Origin of the sequence: Rheinheimera sp. (assembly GCF_965283995.1) — a bacterium.
Lineage (GTDB): Bacteria > Pseudomonadota > Gammaproteobacteria > Enterobacterales > Alteromonadaceae > Pararheinheimera.
On the sequence record NZ_CBDIQG010000001.1, the window covers coordinates 3,512,747 to 3,533,145 of the forward strand.

At 54.1% G+C, this 20,399-nt stretch carries 18 protein-coding genes; 13 read left to right on the plus strand and 5 right to left on the minus strand.

The features are described 5' to 3' along the window. Positions 1–89: 89 nt before the first annotated feature. The 12 genes from prlC to ACQ66Q_RS15835 all read left to right on the plus strand — a co-directional run bounded on the left by prlC (position 90) and on the right by ACQ66Q_RS15835 (position 13,117). A complete protein-coding gene (prlC, locus tag ACQ66Q_RS15780; RefSeq protein WP_430457653.1) occupies positions 90–2,129 on the plus strand; it encodes an oligopeptidase A in 2,040 nt (679 codons plus the stop codon). Positions 2,130–2,233: 104 nt separating this feature from the next. Then, on the plus strand, positions 2,234–2,584 hold the full coding sequence (locus tag ACQ66Q_RS15785) for a hypothetical protein (protein ID WP_430457654.1): 351 nt from the start codon (positions 2,234–2,236) through the stop codon (positions 2,582–2,584). A gap of 44 nt (positions 2,585–2,628) precedes the next feature. Further along, a complete protein-coding gene (locus ACQ66Q_RS15790) occupies positions 2,629–3,336 on the plus strand; it encodes a DNA-3-methyladenine glycosylase I (protein WP_430457655.1) in 708 nt (235 codons plus the stop codon). Then, positions 3,336–4,100 (plus strand): class I SAM-dependent methyltransferase, encoded by a 765-nt coding sequence (locus ACQ66Q_RS15795; protein ID WP_430457656.1) that lies wholly within the window; start codon positions 3,336–3,338, stop codon positions 4,098–4,100. The genes ACQ66Q_RS15790 and ACQ66Q_RS15795 overlap by 1 nt, the downstream gene beginning before the upstream one ends. A 22-nt stretch (positions 4,101–4,122) precedes the next feature. After that, the gene (locus ACQ66Q_RS15800) at positions 4,123–4,617 is read left to right on the plus strand and encodes a peroxiredoxin (protein ID WP_430457657.1); all 495 of its coding nucleotides are present in this window, start codon (positions 4,123–4,125) and stop codon (positions 4,615–4,617) included. Between the two features lie 108 nt (positions 4,618–4,725). Next, positions 4,726–7,689, plus strand: coding sequence for a bifunctional diguanylate cyclase/phosphodiesterase (locus tag ACQ66Q_RS15805; RefSeq protein WP_430457658.1), 2,964 nt, complete (start codon positions 4,726–4,728; stop codon positions 7,687–7,689). A gap of 209 nt (positions 7,690–7,898) precedes the next feature. Further along, the gene (locus tag ACQ66Q_RS15810) at positions 7,899–8,591 is read left to right on the plus strand and encodes a response regulator (RefSeq protein WP_430457659.1); all 693 of its coding nucleotides are present in this window, start codon (positions 7,899–7,901) and stop codon (positions 8,589–8,591) included. Positions 8,592–8,597: 6 nt separating this feature from the next. Further along, the gene (locus tag ACQ66Q_RS15815) at positions 8,598–10,034 is read left to right on the plus strand and encodes a sensor histidine kinase (protein ID WP_430457660.1); all 1,437 of its coding nucleotides are present in this window, start codon (positions 8,598–8,600) and stop codon (positions 10,032–10,034) included. A 206-nt stretch (positions 10,035–10,240) separates the two neighbouring features. Beyond that, positions 10,241–10,927, plus strand: coding sequence for an EF-hand domain-containing protein (locus tag ACQ66Q_RS15820; protein WP_430457661.1), 687 nt, complete (start codon positions 10,241–10,243; stop codon positions 10,925–10,927). Positions 10,928–11,132: 205 nt separating this feature from the next. Continuing rightward, positions 11,133–11,507: a DUF3718 domain-containing protein gene (locus tag ACQ66Q_RS15825; protein ID WP_430457662.1), complete on the plus strand. Its 375-nt coding sequence runs from the start codon at positions 11,133–11,135 to the stop codon at positions 11,505–11,507. A 153-nt stretch (positions 11,508–11,660) separates the two neighbouring features. Continuing rightward, a complete protein-coding gene (locus ACQ66Q_RS15830; protein ID WP_430457663.1) occupies positions 11,661–12,215 on the plus strand; it encodes a heme NO-binding domain-containing protein in 555 nt (184 codons plus the stop codon). After that, positions 12,212–13,117: a sensor histidine kinase gene (locus ACQ66Q_RS15835; protein ID WP_430457664.1), complete on the plus strand. Its 906-nt coding sequence runs from the start codon at positions 12,212–12,214 to the stop codon at positions 13,115–13,117. The genes ACQ66Q_RS15830 and ACQ66Q_RS15835 overlap by 4 nt, the downstream gene beginning before the upstream one ends. 52 nt (positions 13,118–13,169) lie before the next feature. Here the strand turns inward: ACQ66Q_RS15835 and ggt are convergent, their stop codons facing one another. Beyond that, complete coding sequence (gene ggt, locus ACQ66Q_RS15840) at positions 13,170–14,894, minus strand: gamma-glutamyltransferase (RefSeq protein WP_430457665.1); 1,725 nt, start codon at positions 14,892–14,894, stop codon at positions 13,170–13,172. 203 nt (positions 14,895–15,097) lie between these two features. On the opposite strand from ggt, the gene ACQ66Q_RS15845 reads away from it, so the two are divergent. After that, entirely contained in the window at positions 15,098–16,804 is a 1,707-nt protein-coding gene (locus tag ACQ66Q_RS15845; protein ID WP_430457666.1) for a M1 family metallopeptidase, read from the plus strand. A 47-nt stretch (positions 16,805–16,851) separates the two neighbouring features. Here ACQ66Q_RS15845 and ACQ66Q_RS15850 read toward each other — a convergent pair whose 3' ends face one another. From ACQ66Q_RS15850 to ACQ66Q_RS15865, 4 genes are all read right to left on the minus strand, one after another. Further along, entirely contained in the window at positions 16,852–18,090 is a 1,239-nt protein-coding gene (locus tag ACQ66Q_RS15850) for an FIST signal transduction protein (protein ID WP_430457667.1), read from the minus strand. Positions 18,091–18,354: 264 nt separating this feature from the next. Further along, a complete protein-coding gene (locus ACQ66Q_RS15855) occupies positions 18,355–18,711 on the minus strand; it encodes a hypothetical protein (protein ID WP_430457668.1) in 357 nt (118 codons plus the stop codon). Between the two features lie 27 nt (positions 18,712–18,738). Beyond that, the gene (gene gmhB, locus ACQ66Q_RS15860; RefSeq protein ID WP_430457669.1) at positions 18,739–19,308 is read right to left on the minus strand and encodes a D-glycero-beta-D-manno-heptose 1,7-bisphosphate 7-phosphatase; all 570 of its coding nucleotides are present in this window, start codon (positions 19,306–19,308) and stop codon (positions 18,739–18,741) included. Continuing rightward, entirely contained in the window at positions 19,308–20,396 is a 1,089-nt protein-coding gene (locus ACQ66Q_RS15865) for a glycosyltransferase family 9 protein (RefSeq protein ID WP_430457670.1), read from the minus strand. Before ACQ66Q_RS15865 ends, gmhB begins: the two co-directional genes overlap by 1 nt. Positions 20,397–20,399: the final 3 nt, after the last annotated feature.

The following is a 20,399-nucleotide window of genomic DNA, read 5'->3' on the forward strand; positions in this document are numbered from 1 at the left end:
CAGCCAGACCTTGAGAAGGCGCCGCTGCTGCCCCATTATATGCACATCCCCGGCCCGCTTGACGGGCGCTTCGACTCTGCAGGTCCGTTATGAACAATATCCTTTTAGAATTTACCGGTTTACCGCCATTTAGTCAGATCACGGCCGACGCGGTAAAACCCGCCGTGGAGCAGGCCTTGGCCCGTTGCCGCAGCGCGATCGAACAAGCGGTGGCCACCACGCCGGTTAGCTGGCACAGCCTGATCACGGCGACCGAAGACAGCGCCGATCATTTAAGCCGGCTCTGGTCGCCGGTGTCGCATTTAAATTCAGTATTGTCTTCGCCGGAACTGCGTGACGCCTACGAAAGTTGCTTGCCGCTGTTATCTGATTTCAGCACCTGGGTCGGTCAGCATGAAGGCTTGTACCAGGCTTATTTACAGCTGTCACAAAGCACCGAATATGCCACGCTTAGCGCGGCGCAGCAGAAAGTCATTCAAAATGCGCTGCGGGACTTTAAATTATCCGGTATTGGTTTAGCCGACGATAAAAAACAGCGCTATGGCGAAATTCAGAGCCGCAGTTCAGATCTGGCTTCAACTTTTTCCAATCATTGCCTCGATGCCACCCAAGCCTGGTTTAAGCAGGTGACCGATGTCGCTGAATTAACCGGTCTGCCGGAAGATGCGCTGTTGGCGGCGCAAGAAGCGGCGGCCGCGCGTGAAGTGGATGGTTATGTTTTCACATTGGAGTTCCCGAGCTATATCGCGGTGCTGACTTATGCCGACAACGCGGCGCTGCGCGAAGAGATGTACAGCGCCTATTGCACTCGTGCATCCGATCAGGGCCCAACCGCTGGTCAGTTTGATAACAGTCCGCTGATTGAAGAAACGCTGGCGCTTCGGCACGAACTGGCCCAGTTGCTCGATTTCAACAATGCCGCGGAAGAGTCACTCGCGACTAAAATGGCCGAGCACCCACAGCAAGTACTGGATTTCCTTGCTGATTTGGCCCGTCGCGCCCGGCCACAGGCACAGCAGGATCTGGTTGAACTGACGGCGTTTGCTAAAGCCGAGTTTGGTGTCGACACGCTGAACGCCTGGGATGTGACCTATTACGCGGAAAAACTGAAGATGGCGAAATATGCCATCAACGACGAACTGCTGCGGCCATATTTCCCGCAGCCCAAAGTGTTGGCCGGTTTATTTACCGTGCTGCATAAATTATTTGGCGTCACAGTAACAGAGCGCGCCGGCGTTGATGTCTGGCATCCGGACGTGCAGTTCTTTGATATTCATGATGAAACCGGCGCGCTGCGCGGCAGTTTTTACCTCGATTTATATGCGCGGGCGAAAAAACGCGGTGGCGCCTGGATGGACGACTGTCAGGGTCGCCGTCATCGTGCCGACGGCACCTTACAACATCCAATCGCCTATCTGACCTGCAACTTCAATAAACCTATTGGCGGCAAACCGGCGTTGTTCACGCACGATGAAGTGGTGACCTTGTTCCACGAGTTTGGCCATGGTTTGCACCATATGCTGACGCAGGTGGATGCCAGTGCGGTCGCCGGTATCAGTGGGGTGCCTTGGGATGCGGTGGAATTACCGAGCCAGTTCCTCGAAAACTGGTGCTGGTCGCCGGAAGCATTGAGCATTATTTCCGGCCATTATGAAACGGGTGAGCCGTTGCCACAGGCGCTGCTGGATAAAATGCTGGCAGCAAAAAACTTCCAGAGCGCGATGTTTTTAGTGCGTCAGCTGGAATTCGCGCTGTTTGATTTCCGCTTACATGCCGAATATGACCCGGCAGAGGGCGGCCGCGTGCAGCAGTTGCTGGACGATGTGCGCAGTCAGGTCTCGGTGATAGTGCCGCCGCGGTTTAACCGCTTCCAGCACAGTTTTAGCCACATTTTTGCCGGTGGTTATGGTGCCGGTTATTACAGCTACCTGTGGGCGGAAGTGTTGTCGGCCGATGCCTTCAGCCGCTTTGAAGAAGAAGGTATTTTTAACGCCGTCACCGGACGCGATTTCCTGCATTGTATTCTGGAGCGTGGTGGCAGTGCCGAGCCGATGGAACTGTTTAAAGCGTTCCGTGGCCGGGAGCCGTCCAATGCCGCTTTATTACGACATATGGGCATTGCGGCATGATAACCCATCGCCTGTCCGCAGCAGTGACTGCCGCAGTTGTGGCGTTGCTGCTTTCGGGTTGCGGGCCTGCATCCACTGAGCAAATCGCAGTCCAGGAGCCGACCATGAGCCAACCGCCCGCTAAAACTAAGGCAGCACCAGTGGCTGATGATCCGGCAGTTTTGTATGCCGAGATTAAAGCGTTGGTGGGTACAGCGGCGGCGAGCGAGCCGCTGCAGTGCAAAAAAACCGGCCTTGGTCACAAACCTTGCGGCGGACCAGCGTCGTATCTGATTTATTCGACTCAAGGTCTTGATGAGGCACTGCTGCTGCAAAAAGTATCGCGGTATAACCAGCTGGTGCAGGCGGAGCAGGAGCGGCTCGGGCTGGTGTCTGATTGCGCTATCGTGCCGGAACCGGGCGTCGCGCTGGTCGGCGGTTTTTGTGTCGCTAGCGGTCAGGGCGACACCTTTTAACCAGTCTGGCGTTGAGACCGCGCAAAGCGAGACAGAGGATTTACATGGTTGAACAATTCAGCAGTATTTATCAGCGGGCTGCCGATCGCAAAGGCGGTACCGCGGCATTAGAAGCCTTATCCGGCAAGCCACTGAGCCCAGCGCAGCTGAAAAGTTACAGCAATGCAGACTGGCTCAGTGCTTTTAGCAAAAAAGTGTTTCAGAGTGGTTTTGTCTGGCGGGTGGTCGAGCAAAAATGGCCGGGTTTTCGTGAGGTGTTTTTTGATTTTGCGCCGGAAAAAATCCTGTTGTTGTCTGACGAAATGCTGGCCGAGAAGGCTACAGATCCACGCATTATCCGCAACGCCGGCAAAGTGCTCAGTATTCAGGCCAATGCCCAGATGATTTATGAGCTGGAACTGGAATATGGCCCGTTCAGTGCGCTGGTCGCCGACTGGCCGGGTGAACGCATCATTGAATTGTGGGCGCTGCTGAAAAAACGCGGTGCCCGACTCGGTGGCAATACCGGTGCGTACAGCTTACGCGCCATGGGCAAAGATACTTTTTTACTCAGTCAGGATGTCGAAGCCTATCTGCGTGCCTATCAGGTGATTGACGGCGGATTGACCAGCCAAAGCAGTCTGAGAAAAATTCAGGCGCAGTTCAACGACTGGCAACAACAATCTGGCCGGTCGTTACAGCAAATCAGTCAGATAGTCTCAATGAGCGTCGGCGATAACAGAGTCGGTTTTGCCACAGGAACCACGGATTGATGCAGCAGCAGGCTTTATTGTATCGCGCTGGCCTCGCCGGACCGCTGGAAGCAGAATTAATGGCGTTGCTGGCACCATTCGCGCTCGGCGAAACGGACACCGCCCAAGGCTGGTACCTGACGCTGCAAGACGGCGCATTGGTGCTGCGCAATGCGGATTTACCCAAACAAGGTGACATTCTGGTCGATTTTGCCAGCGGCGCAGCCACGCACCGGCGTAAATTTGGCGGCGGCAAAGCAGAAGGCATCGCCAAAGCGGTCGGATTAAATAAAAAGCCGGGACTGAGTGTGATTGATGCTACCGCCGGTCTTGGTCGTGACGCCTTTGTGCTGGCAAGTCTGGGCGCTCAGCTGACGCTGGTGGAACGAAATCCGCTGGTTGCCGCTTTACTGGCAGATGGTTTACGCCGCGGAGCAAGGGATCCGCAGACAGCAGACTGGTTGCCACAGCGGATGCAACTGGTGCATCTGCCCGCGCTGGAAGCACTGCATAGCCTGCCCGCACCTGATGTGGTGTTTCTCGATCCGATGTTTCCGCCGCGCGAGAAATCGGCGCTGGTGAAAAAGGAAATGCGTGCTTTTCATGATGTCGTGGGCGCGGATGACGACGCCGATGCATTACTGGCACCGGCGCTGGCATTGGCCAAACACCGGGTTGTGGTCAAACGTCCGGGCTATGCCGGTTATCTGGCCGGGCAAAAACCCACCACCAGTATCGAAGGCAAAAACAATAGATTTGATGTGTATGTGAATGCCGGATTCTGAGTCCGGCCCTGGAGCAAAAAACATGAGTGACAATCGTATCGCCGTTGGGCAAGCCTTACCGGCAGTCAGCTTTCAGCGTCTGACCGAAAATGGTGTGGTGACTTTAACCACCGAACAGCTGTTTGCCGGTGAACGGGTGGTGCTGTTTGCCTTACCGGGTGCTTTTACGCCGACCTGCAGTGCGGCACATTTGCCCGGTTTTATCAGCCTTGCCGAACAGTTTTTCCAGGCAGGCGTTGATCGTATTCTATGTACTGCGGTCAATGATGCTTATGTGCTGGATGCCTGGGGACAGCAGCAACAGGCTGGTGATGTGCAGTTTATCGCAGACGGCGCCGCTGCATTTGCTAAGGCTATCGGTATGGCGACTGACAGTGGTGATTTTGGCGGCATCCGATCGCTGCGTTACAGCATGTTGCTGGAAGACGGCGTGGTGCAGCTGCTGAATCTGGATGTACCGAAGACATTTGAAGTCAGTAAAGCGGAAGTGTTGTTGGAGCAAATCCGCCAACGTTGATCCGGTTTTTTTGAGACGATTCAGGGACAAAGCCAATTGTCAGCATTGTCCCGATCAGGCTTTTAGCTATACTGAGTGCTCCTCCAGTACTTGCCGGGATCATACTCAGTGCCGTTGTTGCCGCCCATTCCTGCCTTATCCTGGTTTAATCAACACCGTTTGCTGACTATGGTGTTGGTATGTCTGTTTCATCTGTTGCTGAGCTGGCTTGGTTTACAGGTGCCATTCTTTAATGAACATATCAGTCTGATTTGGCCCGCCACCGGGTTTACCATCGCGGTGATCTGGCGTCTTGGCTACAGCTACAGTATTTCGATCGCCGCCAGTGTGATTATGCTGACGCTGTATCAGGGGGTGCCACTGGCCAGCAGTATTGCGCTGGGGCTTGGCAACGCGCTTGGGCCGGCACTGGCGGTGCGGTTATTTGCGGTGAAAAAGTTGCGCTATCAGTTGGATAACGCCCGGGATCTGATTTGGTTTTTAGTCTTTTCAATTGGTGTTGGAACCTTAATCACCTCAGTGAATGGCGCTAGTCAGTTGTGGATCAGCGGGTACGTCAGTGATGCCCTGTGGTTTTCAACGATGCTGGCCTGGTGGTTTGGTGATAGTTTCGGTGTACTGGTGTTTGGTATCCCGTTGTTGTGTTTTCAGCGCCGGCAGTGGCGGTTGTTATCCGGCTGGCAGTTCTGGACTGTATTAAGCCTGTCCGGACTTACCTCGTTGCTGGTGTTCTGGATCCCCGGTGCGCATTTATGGTCACCAACCTTGTTGTTTGTGCCTTTGCTGGTGTTGTTATGGATAGTGCTGCGGCAGGGCTTATGGGCGTCGTCCGTCAATGTGGCGTTGATCACCAGTCTGGCGGTGATTGGCACCGTGCAGGGGCGTGGCATGTTTGTCGACCCGGAACCGCTGCAATCTCTGTTCAGTATCAGCAGCTACATTCTGGTGATCAGTCTGTTCAGTTATTTGCTGGCCTTTTTGCATCAGTCCGGCGAACGGACCCGCGATCACGTCAATAGTGCTTTGCAGGGCTCAGGTCTTGGCATCTGGCAACTTGACCTGCAGCAGGATCAAGTGCAGTTCTTTGGCCAGGCCGAAGTGATGCTGGGCTATCAGCCTGGTGAGCTGGGCCGGCGGTTTCAGCACTGGACGAACCTGTTACACCCCGATGATGCGGTGCCAACCCGTTTGGCGCTGACACAACATCTCAAAGGGGTCACGCCGTTTTACCAAATCGAGTTCCGCATGCGGCATAAAGCCGGTTATTGGGTTTGGGTGCTGAGTCAGGGCCGGGTGGTGGAGCGGGATGCCCAAGGTCGCGCCAGCCGGATGGTCGGCAGCAATACCGACATCAGTGCGCTGAAGCAGGCCGATTTGGCCGTCAGTCAGTTAAAAGATTTTTATGCGACTGTGCTCAGTAAAGTGGTGACCGGAGTCTGGGTTGGTGACGCGCGCCACCGGCTGATTTATGTCAACCAGGGCCTGAGCCGGCTGATGTCGATGGCCGAGACCGATTTATTAAATAAACAAATCCTGACTGATTTCCCGGAGCAGACGTTGCAGCATTTCCGGCCGTTTTATTACCGCGCTATGCATGGTCTGACGCCGGTGCGGTTTGAAACGCTGCCGATCCAGACGCCCGGTGGCCGTCAGTTGTTCCTCAGCGGCTGGCTGGTGCCATTGCTCAAAGATGGCAGTTTTGATGGCATGATCGGCACTGTGGATGACATGACGCAGCAGCGCCAGTATGAGCAACAAATTCTGCAATTGGCATTTGTTGATCAGTTAACCGGCTTACCAAACCGCGCTGCGCTGCAGGATAAAGCCCGCGATCTGCTGGCAAGCGCATTGCAGCAACAACAGCAATTGGTTGTGTATCACATCGATTTAGATCACTTCCAGCATATCAATGACTCTATGGGACACGACACCGGCGATATGCTGCTGAAAATGGTGGCTGAGCGGCTGAAAATGCTGACCACAGCACAGGACCTGCTGAGCCGGCCCGGCGGTGACGAATTTTTCCTGATCCGTGCCTGTCGGACTGAGCATGATGTGCTGCAAACTGCGCATCAGTTGATTTTGTTGATGTCAGAAGCCTTTGCGGTTGAAGAACGCATGCTGCAGGTCAGCTGCAGTATCGGTATTGCGTTGTTTCCGCAGCACGGTCTCAGTTTTGCTGAGTTACAGCGGATGGCAGATGTGGCGCTATATGCGGCCAAAGCGGCCGGTCGTAACCGCTATAGCTTGTACAACCCGCAGATGTCAGAGATTTTGCACGAACGGTTGCAACTGGAACACGGCATGCGCAGCGGTTTATATGCCGGTCAGTTCAGTTTGCATTATCAGCCGGTACAGACCTTGGCAGATCGGCAAATCGTCAGCGTGGAAGCCTTATTACGCTGGCAGCATCCGCAGCTGGGGAGTGTCAGTCCGGTGCGTTTTATTCCACTGGCAGAACATTCCGGTTTTATCGTTGAACTCGGTGAATGGGTGTTGCAACAGGCGCTGAAACAGTTGGCGCGTTGGCGGACGCAAGGGGTGATCTTGCGGGTCGCCGTGAATATTTCTACGGTCCAACTGCGGCATCCGGATTTCCTGCGACAACTGCAACAAGCGCTGACGCAACATGGTGTTGCCGGTAATCAGCTGGAGCTGGAACTGACCGAGTCGGTGCTGGCAGAACAGGTCGAGCAAAGCCGGCAGTTGCTGCAACAGATCCGGGCGCTTGGCGTGACGTTAGCACTGGATGATTTTGGTACCGGTTATTCCAGTCTGGCCTACCTGAAAAGCTTTCCGCTGGATAAGTTAAAAATCGATAGGTCTTTTGTCCGTGATTTGCTGACCGATCCCGATGACCGCGCCATCGTGCATTCGGTCGTCGTGCTCGGGCATAGTCTTGGCCTGCGGGTGGTGGCAGAAGGCGTAGAGGATGCCGGCCAACTGCATCAGTTGCAGCAAATGGACGTCGATGAAGTGCAGGGCTATCTGCTCAGTAAACCTTTACCACCGGAAGAACTGGAAAACTGGTTGCGCCGGGTACACAGCCTTGGCATGCCGCATCTGCAGTAGCAACAAAGCTGCAGCGGCAAGTGAGCGAAACCCATGAGCACAGTTAGCCTGTGTGATGGCCGGGCTGGCGCTCCAGAGAGGGAGCGCCGGTAACAAAGCTGCAGCGGCAAAGACGAAGGGTATAGTTTTGTAAAGCTGATGCCGGGCCGGGCACCCTTTTCGCTAAACTGAGTCAAAGCAGACAGTTTTCTGCGAAATTGGGTGAAGATGTGGCGCAATTATTGTTAATCGACGATGACAAAGCACTGACGGCAATGCTGGCAACTTATCTGCAGCGTGAGAGTTTTCAGGTCACTGTGGCCAACGATGGTCTGACCGGCCTGCAATTGGCGTTGGCACAGCAATATGACCTGTTGGTGCTGGATGTGATGATGCCGCAGCTGGATGGCATTTCCTTGCTAAAACGTCTGCGTCAGGTGAGTGACAAACCGGTACTGATGCTGACCGCCCGCGGTGATGATATTGACCGGGTCGTCGGGCTGGAATTAGGTGCCGACGATTATGTGCCCAAACCCTGCCTGCCGCGTGAACTGGTGGCCCGGATCCGCGCCATTCTGCGTCGGATGCAGTTGCAGCAACAGCCGGATCTGCAATTGCATGAAGGCCCGTTGTTGCTGACTCCGGCCAACCGCAGCGCGTCGGTCTATGGCCGTGCGCTGGAGCTGACCGGTGCTGAATTCAGCCTGTTGTGGCTACTGGTCAGTCAGGCCGGCCGCATCGTCAGTAAAGCGGATTTATCGGCGCAAGGGCTTGGTAAAACCCTGTCGCAATATGACCGCAGTATCGATGTACATATCTCCAATATCCGCGCCAAACTGGGCCCACGCCCGGATAATCAGCCTTGGATCGAAGCCGTCCGCGGCAAAGGTTACCAGTGGCTGAAGTACAATTCACAAGGGTAGCTCTGCATGGGACAACTGTTCTGGAAGTTTTTGCTGGCATTTTGGCTGGCGTTAATCCTGGCCTTTGGTGCGGTGTTTACACTGAATCAGCTCAGCCAGTCGCCAGAACAGAACCGCGCATTGTTCAGTCCGCAAGGTCGCTTTTTCCTGCAAAATGCCCAGCAGCTGATCGATAGCGGTGGCGTGCCATTGCTGCTGACACTGGTGCAAAACTGGCAGGATGATCCAATGGCGCGCGAACAGTTGCTGGTATTGAATGCTGCGGGCACTGATTTGTTGGGACGGCCGGTGCCGGCTGAGCTTCAGGCCAGTCCGCGTACAAAAACGCTGACGGTACAGGCAAATGATCAGCCGCTGCAGCTGGTATTGGTCGACAAAGATAACTTCTGGCAACAGCGGGCTGTGGTGATGCGCGAACGATTCAGCCCGCGCGATGCCACTGGACAGGCGAACTCCGATTTGGCGAGAGGCGGACAGGAGAGACCCGGCCTGGCGAGACCCGGACAGCCACCGCTACGACCACCATTCTGGTTTCATCCATTATTTCTGCTGGTCGCGGTGATAGTCACCAGTATGGCGGCCAGTTTAGGTCTGGCCTGGTATTTTGCCGCACCGGTGCGCCAGTTAAAGGCCGCGCTCAGTGAACTGCCGCAGCGGCAATGGCAAACGCAGCTCAGTAGCGATATGACGGGCCGGCGCGACGAATTCGGTGCCTTAGCCCGCAGTTTTAATCAAATGGCGCAGCAAGTGTATCAGGCCATTGTGTCGCAGCGCCGGCTGTTGCACGACGTCTCACATGAACTGCGTTCGCCGCTGGCTCGTCTGCAATTGCTGACGGGCCTGGTGCGGCAGCATCCGGCGGATCTGGAACTGGCGCTGGAAAAAATCGAGGCCGAAGCGGCGCGGCTTGATCAGCTGGTTGGCGAGATCCTAACGTTTTCCCGGCTGGAAAGCGGTGAAGTGCAGCCGCAGATTGTCGCGGTACCGGTGCATGAATTGCTCGAATCAATCTGTGATGACGCTACGCTCGAAGCGCACAATCGCCAACAACAGCTGGTATTGGAACAGAACCCGCCGGCGTGGGTGCAGGCGGACGCAGAGTTGTTGTTTCGTGCCTTGGAAAATGTGGTACGCAATGCCATCAAATATGCCGGCAGTGGCGCGACGATCCGCATCAGCAGTTGTCGGTTGCCAACTGAATTACTGATCAGTATTGCTGACAACGGCCCCGGTGTGGCGCCTGAATTGCTGCCGCTGTTATTTAATCCGTTTTTTCGAGCCGACAAACAAACCGATGGCGTTGGCCTGGGGCTGAGTATCGCGCTGCGGGCGGTGGCGACCTGTGGCGGTCAGATCAGTGCAGAAAACCTGTGGCATGCCGACGGCAGCCGCCGGGCTGGCCTGCAGGTGCAGATCCGCTTGCCATGTCAGGCTGGCAGTTAATTGCCAGCATGGTGTTGCTGCCCTGTATATTTGCCTGCTGATCACCGCATTTTCGCCAAATAACCGCGGATCCTGCCGCTTTTCACCTCGTTTGACTGCGTTAACTTTACCGTCCGGCTACCGTTCTGAACACGGCGGGGACATGTTATTGCATGCCAATTCAGTGCAACGGACCGTGGGTCCGTGCTGAATCAGGAGCAATGCAAATGCAAATTCAAAGTCAGAATCTTTGGGCCAACCGGCAGCTGGCGCAGCGGCCGCCAGTCAGTCAGGATCAAATCAAAGCCGATGCCAGTGCCGTTTTTCAGAAACTGGATAGTAAACAACAAGGGTATTTAGAGCAGGCAGATTTTAGTGCCGCCTTGAGCGCATTAAGCACACAAGGTCAGGTACAGCAGTCTGCGCCAGATGATGAGCAACAGGCTGCATGGTTCAGCCAACTGGACGTTGATCAGGACGGCAAGCTGACCAGCGATGAGTTCAGTACGTCTGTTGCGCAGCAATTATACAATGCGCAGGGTCAGACCGGCATGGCGCGTGGACCACATGGTTTGCCGCCGGAAGATACCGGCAAAACTGTTGATGAACTGACCGCGATGGCGGAGGAGATCGGCCACCACGACAGCAACGCCGCTGCGGGTCTGCAGGCGATCATCGACCAGTTTGACAGTGCGGATGCCGATAAAGACGGTAAAGTGACGAGGCAGGAAGCCATGGCACTGCAGCAACAAAATGCCAGTACCACCGGATCGGCCAGCACTACAACCACCAGTCAAAACAGTACTGACAGCAGTCAATTGCGTTTGCAACAGACGTTGATGCAACTGATGAAAACTTATGGCGCAGCGGCCGGTCAGTCGACCGACGACAGTCGCCTGTCATTCAGCGTGTGACTCTTTACAGCAACTGGACCATGTTAACCTGATGTTTGCCAGTTGCTGTAAATTTCTGAATTTTGAGGTTTTTTCCGGCAATCGCACGCGAAAATCCAGAAAATCTACTGGTCAGGCTTGCCAATATGCATAAACCACCAATACTTTGCTCAAAGCATTGCGTTGCATGCTTCGATCCCCGAATGGATGTTGACTAGAGGTTGTTATGCAGAAGAAATTTTTGACCGCCGCTGTACTCTTATCTGTGGCTGCTTTTACCGCCCCGATGACACAAGCTCAGGAACAATGGGGTGTCTCACTGTGTGAATACACCAAAGCTGACGACAAAAACCGCATCCGTAAGCTGTTGTCGGACAATAAAATCAACTTACGTAAAATCTATGATGCCGTGCAGTGCAACAAAGAATCACTGATTAAGTTTGCTATGCGCAGTGACGCTTATGAAGTCGGTTCATTTTTTGTCAAACAGATGCCGGCAAAATCACTGCAGGCAGAAGACCTGGAAAATTGGGCGAATACCAATGGGATGGGTCAATCACCACTGATTAATGATATCAAAGCCCGGATCGGTGCAGACTAGTCCAGGTACACCCATGTTCTCCAACATGAAATAACCACGCCGGCATTTGCCGGCGTTTTTCATCTTTGTCGCTATTATCTTTAGTGTCTCTATTGCCGCATGCCAATTTTCCAGCTATTGCTATGGTGGTTGGTATAGCAAAAGCTGGAGGTCATGATGCAAGGTGTCGTTTACACCGCGTTGGCGGATATGGTGATTGAGCAGCTCGGGTTACCGGTCTGGGAACAAATACTTGATGCTGCAGCGCTGCCCAGTCAAGGTGCTTATACCGCTGGCGCCCGTTATGACGATTCGGAGCTGTTGCAGCTGGTGACTTTGCTGAGTCAGCATACCGGCATTGCCGCTCCGGATTTAGTCCGTAGTTTTGGCAGTTACCTGTTTAGTCAGTTGTATGCGACTTTGCCGCCGGAACTGCAATCCTGCCAAAATTTGCGTGAATTCCTGTTAAAAATTGATTCGACTATTCACAAAGAAGTGAAACGGGTCTATCCGGATTCGTATTTACCGAGCTTTAAATACGATGACAGTAATCCTGGTGAACTGATTATGTATTATCAGTCCCGGCGGAAAATGTGTTTTGCAGCTGAAGGCTTAATTCAGGGTGCCGCCCGCCAGTTTAATACGGACATTCAGTTGAGCCACCCGGTTTGTATGCATCAGGGCGCTGACTGCTGTACTTTAATTGTGCACTTTCCGGAACCAAAATGAGCGAACCTTACGACTACTCGCGTGCCTGGCAACGGGAAAAACTGGCGCGCCAGCAGGCCGAGTTATTGTTACAAGACAAAACCCGGGCCTTGTACGAAAAAGTACTGGAACTGGAAGCCAGCAAACACGAGTTAGAACAGGCGCAAGAACAGCTGCTACAAACGCAGAAACTGCAGGCGATCGGCCAGCTGACGGCAGGCCTGGCGCATGAAATTAACAATCCACTGGCGTTTTGTCTGGCAGATGTGCGGACTTTGGCTGAATACCAGCAGCAATTGTCGGCGATGTTAGGGGACGTGGTGCAGCAGTATCCCGATACCGTAGCCATACTGCAGCGGGCCAATTCGGACTGGTTGCTGGCAGATTCAGCGGATATCGTCGCGCAGTTGGAAGCAGGAATGGGCCGGATCCAACAGATTGTCGGCCAACTGCATCATTTCAGTGTGTTGGGCCAGTCCGCAGCGGTCAGAATGTCATTAGTGCAGTTATGGAGCAATGTCTGGATGAATATTGCGCCAACCCGACTGACAGAGATTGAAGTCCAACAACAGCTGTGTGATGTCCAGGTTGAGGTGCACTGTACCGAGATGGTCACAGCATTGACCCATATTGTAGATAATGCGCTGAAAGCACAGCCATCCTGCATCCGCTTGCACTGCGAGCGTCAGGCGAAGGATCGGGTGATTGTAGTGATTGAAGACAACGGACATGGCATGTCAGCCGAGGTGCTGTCACGGGTGTTTGATCCGTTTTTTACGACCCGCGATGTCGGCGATGGCCGCGGGCTTGGGCTGACGGTCAGCTATGCCATAGTCCGGCAGCACGGCGGACAGATCGAATTTCAGAGTAGCCCGGGGAAGGGCACCGTCTGTACCATCACTTTACCTTGTCTGGATAGCTGATAAAAAACAACAACGCCGGCAGCTGCCGGCGTTTTTGGTTTGAACCCGTTGTTTAGTAGCCTGCCGCCTGGCCGTCTTTACGAGATTCTGAAGCACCATAATAGACGCCGCTGACCGGGTCTTTTTTGATCGCCTGATAACCACCATAACCCCCCAGTCCATAGCGGATATCGTGACCTTTTTGCAGCAGCTGCTGGACAGTCTGCCACGGGATACCACGTTCCACTTCGGTGTAGCCGCCATTCTCCAGATACATACCGGTATTGTCAGTAGGTTCGGTATTGCCCAGATGCTGCCAGCGCGCGGCATCACCGGCTTCCTGCAGATTCATGCCGTAGTCGATCATGTTGACGACAATCTGCACATGGCCTTGTGGCTGCATCGCCCCGCCCATCACGCCAAAACTCATATACGGCTGGTTATCTTTGGTGATAAAGGCCGGAATGATGGTGTTGAAGGGGCGTTTACCCGGTGCATAAGCATTGTGGTGTTTCGGATCGAGCGAAAACATCTGGCCGCGGTCCTGGAAGCCAAAGCCAAGGCCCGGTACAACCACCCCGGAGCCCATGCCACGATAGTTACTCTGGATTAATGACACCATGTTGCCGTCTTTGTCGGCGGTGGTCATGTAAATGGTGTCACCGCTGTACAGATGCGGATTGCCGGCATCGACCCGTTGCGCCGCTTTAGGACCAATCAGTTTCGCGCGCTCCTTGCCATAAGCTTCAGAAATCAACTCCTTGACCGGCACTTTGGCAAAATCCATATCGGCATAAAACTTGGCCCTGTCTTCAAACGCCAGCTTCTTCGCTTCGATCAACGTATGCAAACTTTCCGGACTGTTAAAGCCCATACTTTTCAGGTCAAAGTTTTTCAGGATCTGCAGCATCTGTAAGGCGGCAATCCCCTGACCATTCGGCGGCAGTTCCCACACATCATAACCACGATAGTTCACCGACACCGGCTCTACCCAGGTCGAGCTGTGGCTGGCGAAATCGTCATAACGCAGATAACCGCCTTCTTTTTGCATAAAAGCATCGATTTTTTTCGCGATAGCGCCTTTATAAAACGCGTCACGACCGCCACTTGCCAGCTGTTTATAAGTGTTGGCCAGCGCTGGGTTTTTGAAAATGTCGCCGGTTTTTGGGCCTTGGCCATTGATGGTGAATGTGCCTTTAAAATCACCGGGTTGAGTCGACAACCGCGGCACTGAATTCTGCCAGTAATAGGCAATCAGCTCGGTCACCGGGAAGCCGTTTTCAGCATAGCTAATAGCCGGTGCTAATACTTTTTTCATCGGCAGCTGGCCGAATTTGTCATGCAGGCTGAACCAGCCGTCGACCGCGCCCGGCACGCTGATCGGGAGCATACCCAGTGGAGGAATATCGGTGCGGCCCAGCTTTTTCACTTCGGCCTGCAGCTGTTCCAGCGTCAGTCCTTTCGGCGAGCGGCCCGAAGCATTGAGGCCAAACAACTTTTTGTCTTTGGCGGACCAAACGATGGCATATAAATCACCGCCGATCCCATTGCCGGTGGGTTCCATAAGCCCCAAAGCGGCATTGGCCGCGATAGCCGCATCGATGGCGTTACCGCCTTGTTTCATCACGTCCAGCGCAATTTGCGTGGCCAGAGGTTGACTGGTGGCCGCCATCGCCTGAGTGGCGATGACTTCAGAACGACTGGCAAACTCATGACCGGTGATGCGGTCGTAAGCCAGACTTTGCGCTGCTGGCAATAGCAGCAAAGGGATCAACAAAGACAAAGGGGTTACACGCATCGAAGCATACTCCGTGAGTAATTCAGCTGATAAATTAGATTAGTGATTTCGAAACTACTGCGAAGCCTGGATGATTACCAGACCACCGCGACCAAAGCCCCAGCACCGGAGACAGGCCGCAGCCGGGCGCATTGGTCATTACGTCAGCAGCTGGCATTATGGATGACAGCATCATCACATGTCGCCCAAAGGAATTGATTTTAATGAAAAAGCTGCACCGCCCTGAATTTCGTGTTGCCGCACTGAGCCTGGCTCTTGCTGGCCTGACAGCCTGCCAATCAACGGTGCCGCCGCTGGACCCGCTGATTGGCGACACTGGTCAGCCGCTGTCGGCGGTGGCGCAGGCCGCCGATGTCAAAACCTATGATTTGGCACTGGAAATTGACCCCGCAACGCAAAGTATCAGTGGCGTTGGCCGCACCGGCTTTGTGCTGTTGCAGCCTTCAGCGCAAGTGGAATTAAAACTCGACAGCCGCTTTCACATCGACAAGATTGAAGTTGGCGGTAACACCGCGACTTATCAGCGCAATGGCGGTGTGCTGACGATTGCATTAGGCGCGGAACAACCAGCCGGCAGCGCCGTGGATGTTGCCGTGTTTTATCATGGTCAGCCACATGTGGCGAAAAACGCGCCTTGGGCTGGCGGTACGGTCTGGGCAAAAACGCCGGATGGGAAACCCTGGATCGCCACCGCCGTGCAGGGCGAGGGCTGCGATTTGTTCTGGCCTTGTAAAGACCATTTTGCTGACAAAGCCGATTCGATGCGTATCCGCCTGACCGTGCCGAATGGTTTGTCAGCCGTCACTAACGGTGTGCTGCAGCAAATCACTCCGGTCGGCAAAGACAAACAGCAGTTTGACTGGTTACTGTCGGTGCCGGCCAGCGATTACAACATCGCGCTAAATATCGGGCCGTTTCAGCGCATTCAGGACAGCTACACCAGCGTCAACGGCAGCAAAGTTGCTGTCGAATTCTGGGCACTGCCGGAGAACGCCGACAAAGCCAAAACCTTGTGGCAACAGGATTTATTGCAGCAAGTACAATGGTATGAACGCGTGCTCGGGCCATACCCATGGGGCAATCAGAAACTGGGTTTTGTCGAAACGCCGCATCTGGGCATGGAACACCAGACCGTCAATGCCTATGGCAAAGGTTATAAACGCGACGATAACGGTTATGACTGGCTGGCGCAGCATGAATTGGCGCATGAATGGTTTGGCAATTTAGTCACGCATAAAACACTGAATCACGCCTGGCTGCACGAAGGTTTTGGTTTGTATATGCAGCCGGCTTACGCCAAAGATAAGCTGGGCATCGCCGCTTATCATTACCAGCTCTACAAATCTTATCTAGGTCTGCTGAACTGTGATCCTGTGGTGCGAACCGGGACTGTCACGTCCGACGAAGCATTTAACCCGGATATTTACGGTAAAGGCGGTTGGACCTTACATACCTTGCGTTATCTGGTCGGTGAACCAGTGTTCTGGCAAGCAACGCGGGAGTTGCTGTACGGCACGGCCGACACTGCGACTATCCCTTTCCCGATCACACCGAAATACCGCACGACAGAAGACTTTATCGCCATTGTAAACCGGTTAACCGGCAAGGATTATCAGTGGTTGTTTGATGTCTATTTGTATCAGGCTGCGCTGCCCGAATTGATCGACAGCACTGCCGGCACTGTGCGGACGCTGAGCTGGAAAGTGCCGGCGAATAAACCATTCCCGATGCCGGTGCCGGTGATATTGAATGGTCAGCCGACCGTGCTCGATTTCAGCAAAGGACCGGTGCTGCTCAAGGCGTCGGATCAGCTGCAAATCGACCCACAGATGCAGATCCTGCGGCAGTTGCCGTTGATTGGTCTTTGTGAAGAAAATCAGCTGAAAGTGAAGAATAAACGCAAGGGTTAAGCGGGAGATGCGGTGCACGAGGTCCACTCGTCACCGCACTTTTTCATTTACTGCGTCAGGATCACCAACACGCCGCTCCAGTCGAGGCCATAGCTGGCACCCTGTAGCGGCGCAATTTCGACGCCAGTGTAAATGGCTAAAAACGGGATGCCGGCGGCGGTACACAAATCGCGCACAATTTCGACTTCTTCACCGTCGCTGCCGCTGATGGCCGACATGCGGCCACCACAGTCGAAGTACAGCGCCAGCTTGCCTTGCTGACCTGCATCTTTAATTTGGGTCAGTAAACGTTCGGTGTTGTCGTGTGCCGATTGCATCATCAGCACCGGGTCACGGCGCATTAACATCACTTGTTGGCCTTTACTTAAATCGGCCTCAAATAACATCACCGCAGTATCGTCCGGTAATACACCGGTCATTAAGCGCGTGACCAGCTGTTGTTCGTCCGGATCTGTGCCCAATGGGCGCGCCAATGCCAGGCTGGTGACCGGCAATGGCTTACCGCTTGGACCGTGTTGTAAATGCCGCCAATGCTGGCCACCGGTCAATTGATCAAACAACGGCACTATCGGCTGTTGATCCAGCTTGTACAGATAGGGGCCGAACACATCGCTGACTGTATAGCGGCGGTCCGATAAAGGCACACAACCATGCATGATGCAGCTAGCCAGTTGAAATTGGCCAGCGAGCTGCAGTGCACTGGCACTGTGCCGACTGACACCATCACCACAGAATTGCCAGGTTAAATTAAAATTGCCATCGCCTAACAACCCCGCGCCAAATAGCGGTATGTGTTTTAAACGCGGATGATGGGTGCCGGCAATGATCGGGCCTGCAGGGATTAAAATCGGTGGCTGTTGTGGCGTTGCAGCAAACCGCACCGAATCAAAAAACAACAACAGACAGCGGCTGTCGGGCAGGCTCGGCAATTGTCCCGCCAATACTTCGCCGGACAAATGCGGGTCGCGATAAATGTCCTGGCTGGTCGCCAGCTGCCATTCCCAGTCGTCGCCCGCCATAATCACCACCGCAGCACATGGGCCTTGCGTCACGCATTGATCTGCCCAGCAAAGTCCCATCGCGGAACCACCAACAATCGGCACCCAATCGCCAAGTAAATGCCGCATACCAGCATAAAATTCATGGGCGTCCAGATCGCCGCTGCAAAATGCCAGTGCCAGCCGCGGTGTGAGTTGAGCAGGAAGGTCGTTTAAAGCTGAGGTGACGGCCTGAACTCCGGCCTGAAATGCTTGTACTGCTGTACTGTTCCCTATTGCAACGTGCATCGGATCCCTGATGATTAGCAAAGTCGTGGTTTATTGTACCTAGTTTTGTTTAGAAATCAGCCAGATTTGTCAGGTTTAATTGTTGAATGGGCGTTGTTTGAAGTTAAAAGGTGGGATTAGGGCAGATGCGGTCAATCAAAGGTGTGTAGGGGCGACCCTAGTGGTCGCCCTCAATCCTCGGAATCCGGGCACCCGCGATCGTGTGACGACCAGGCGGCCCCTACAACGCATTGAATGGTAGCAATTTGCCCAAAGCTGCAGTATTTACAGCACTCCGGCGCTGCGGTGGTTATAAATCCGGATGGTCATGATGATCAGGATGGTCGCAATCAGCGCCGATACTGCGTGGTGCATGACCAGGTGGCTGATCAGGAACGTCGGTATGTCTTGCCAGCCATCGATCAACCACATTTTGCTGAACAACATCACATAGGTTGCCAGATGCAGGTATAAACCGGTGCGGAAAATTTGCCGGATCCGCTGTTGCAGCGGTTGGCTTAAACCTGAACCAAACAAACGCAAACCGATTAATGCGGCGATACAAAGTCCGAGCGTCAGCAATCCAAGCCCTAACAACGACGTTTTCGCCACAACGGCACTCGCGATATACCAAGGTGTCATCAAGCATTACTCCAGATAAAACTACGATCAATCAGTGATTTGCAACACATCAGCCAGCGACTCCCACACCAGGTCGGCACTTTGCAAATCTTCCTCGCTCAGCGGGTTGCCGCTGCGCACCAGAAACTTACGGGCAACGCCGGCTGCTGCTGCGGCCTGCATATCGGCAGCTTTATCACCGACCATCAGGCTTTGTGCCGGATCGATGCCGTACTCACGGATAGCCTGCAGCAACATGCCTGGATTGGGTTTGCGGCAGTCACAGTCGATATTGTACGGCACCTGACCTTTTTCAATGTGATGCGGGCAATAATAGACGCCGTCGATTTTGACGCCGTGCGCGGCAAATTGCTGTTTCATCCAGCTGGTCAGCACGGCGAAATCCTGTTCGTTGTAGTAACCGCGGGCAATACCGGATTGGTTGGTCACCACAATCAGTAAATAACCGAGGTTCTGCAGATGCCGGCAAGCGTCAAACACACCATCAATAAAATCAAAATGTTCGGGTTTGTAGGTGTAGCCGTGATCAATATTGATCACGCCATCGCGGTCGAGAAATGCCGCCTTGCGCAATGTGGTCAACGTGCTTGAGTTCATCAGATTCCTTCCTGGCGGATCAGTTTATCCAGCATCTGCTTTACAGCATCTACGCTGATTTTTTCCATGATATGGCTGCCTTTAACCCGGGTGCCCCAGGGCAATTCGGCAGCCGTTTTACCAGTCTGTGCTTTCAGCTCGGCGTGATAAGCGTCAACCACATACTGGCGATACAAATAAGGCCCGGTGCGGCCCGGGTTGCTGTGGCCATACAGGCCAATTACCGGAGTGCCGACTGTCACCGCCATATGCGCCGGTCCGGTATCCGGGGCCAGCACCACGGACGCTTGCTCCAGCAGCGCCAGCAGTTGCTTTAAATTGGTTTTGCCGACCAGATCAATGATGTCAGTTTGCGCCTGAGTTTTGATTTCCTTGGCGAGCTGCTGCTCCATCGCCGTTGGACCGCCACACAGATAAACACTAAAACCCTGAGTCGCGGCATAGTCGGCAATCGCGGCATAACGCACCGGCAACCAGTTGCGCTCGGCTTTGGAGGCGGCCGGACAAATCACCAGGTGACGGCTTGTCGCCGAATTCAGCTGCGCTTTGGCCCAGTCACGGTGCTCCTCGGTGATTGGCATTTGCCACTGCGGTTTATCTTGCGGGTTTTGTAAAAACGGTACGCCCAGATGTCGGGCAAAGCCGGCAAAACCATCCAGTACGTGCGGGTCTTGCTGCGGCGCAATGCGTTCGCGCATAAACAGTGCATGCAGCTCTTTGGCGCGTGACCAGTCAAAGCCAATTTTGCGCCGCGCCGGAATAAACAAGGATGCGACATTGGCACGCAGCGCCACTTGCATATGCAACAGCACGTCAAACTGCTGGCCTTTGAGCTTGTTGCGTAAATCCGTGTAGGCGCCAAGGCCGAGCTTTTTATCAAACACAATCAGCTCCACGCCCGGCAGGTCTTTCAGCAGCATCGCTTCGACTTTACCGATGATCCAGCTGATTTGGGCCTGCGGATAATACTGCTGGATCGCCTGCACTGCAGACACGGCATGGCAGACATCGCCAATCGCGGATAGACGCAAAATACAAATTGATTGCAGCTGCTGCGCTGCCTGTACCGGCATTACTGGAGCGGACATCCG

Excerpts from the sequence above, each read along its gene's own strand:
- ACQ66Q_RS15850 (WP_430457667.1), bottom strand. The coding sequence starts at position 18,090 with ATGCACGTTGCAATAGGGAACAGTACAGCAGTACAAGCATTTCAGGCC.
- ACQ66Q_RS15865 (WP_430457670.1), bottom strand. The coding sequence starts at position 20,396 with ATGTCCGCTCCAGTAATGCCGGTACAGGCAGCGCAGCAGCTGCAATCA.
- ggt (WP_430457665.1), bottom strand. The coding sequence starts at position 14,894 with ATGCGTGTAACCCCTTTGTCTTTGTTGATCCCTTTGCTGCTATTGCCA.
- ACQ66Q_RS15815 (WP_430457660.1), top strand. The coding sequence starts at position 8,598 with ATGGGACAACTGTTCTGGAAGTTTTTGCTGGCATTTTGGCTGGCGTTA.
- ACQ66Q_RS15820 (WP_430457661.1), top strand. The coding sequence starts at position 10,241 with ATGCAAATTCAAAGTCAGAATCTTTGGGCCAACCGGCAGCTGGCGCAG.
- ACQ66Q_RS15795 (WP_430457656.1), top strand. The coding sequence starts at position 3,336 with ATGCAGCAGCAGGCTTTATTGTATCGCGCTGGCCTCGCCGGACCGCTG.
- ACQ66Q_RS15830 (WP_430457663.1), top strand. The coding sequence starts at position 11,661 with ATGATGCAAGGTGTCGTTTACACCGCGTTGGCGGATATGGTGATTGAG.
- ACQ66Q_RS15835 (WP_430457664.1), top strand. The coding sequence starts at position 12,212 with ATGAGCGAACCTTACGACTACTCGCGTGCCTGGCAACGGGAAAAACTG.
- ACQ66Q_RS15825 (WP_430457662.1), top strand. The coding sequence starts at position 11,133 with ATGCAGAAGAAATTTTTGACCGCCGCTGTACTCTTATCTGTGGCTGCT.
- ACQ66Q_RS15800 (WP_430457657.1), top strand. The coding sequence starts at position 4,123 with ATGAGTGACAATCGTATCGCCGTTGGGCAAGCCTTACCGGCAGTCAGC.
- ACQ66Q_RS15785 (WP_430457654.1), top strand. The coding sequence starts at position 2,234 with ATGAGCCAACCGCCCGCTAAAACTAAGGCAGCACCAGTGGCTGATGAT.
- prlC (WP_430457653.1), top strand. The coding sequence starts at position 90 with ATGAACAATATCCTTTTAGAATTTACCGGTTTACCGCCATTTAGTCAG.
- ACQ66Q_RS15855 (WP_430457668.1), bottom strand. The coding sequence starts at position 18,711 with ATGACACCTTGGTATATCGCGAGTGCCGTTGTGGCGAAAACGTCGTTG.
- ACQ66Q_RS15790 (WP_430457655.1), top strand. The coding sequence starts at position 2,629 with ATGGTTGAACAATTCAGCAGTATTTATCAGCGGGCTGCCGATCGCAAA.
- gmhB (WP_430457669.1), bottom strand. The coding sequence starts at position 19,308 with ATGAACTCAAGCACGTTGACCACATTGCGCAAGGCGGCATTTCTCGAC.
- ACQ66Q_RS15845 (WP_430457666.1), top strand. The coding sequence starts at position 15,098 with ATGAAAAAGCTGCACCGCCCTGAATTTCGTGTTGCCGCACTGAGCCTG.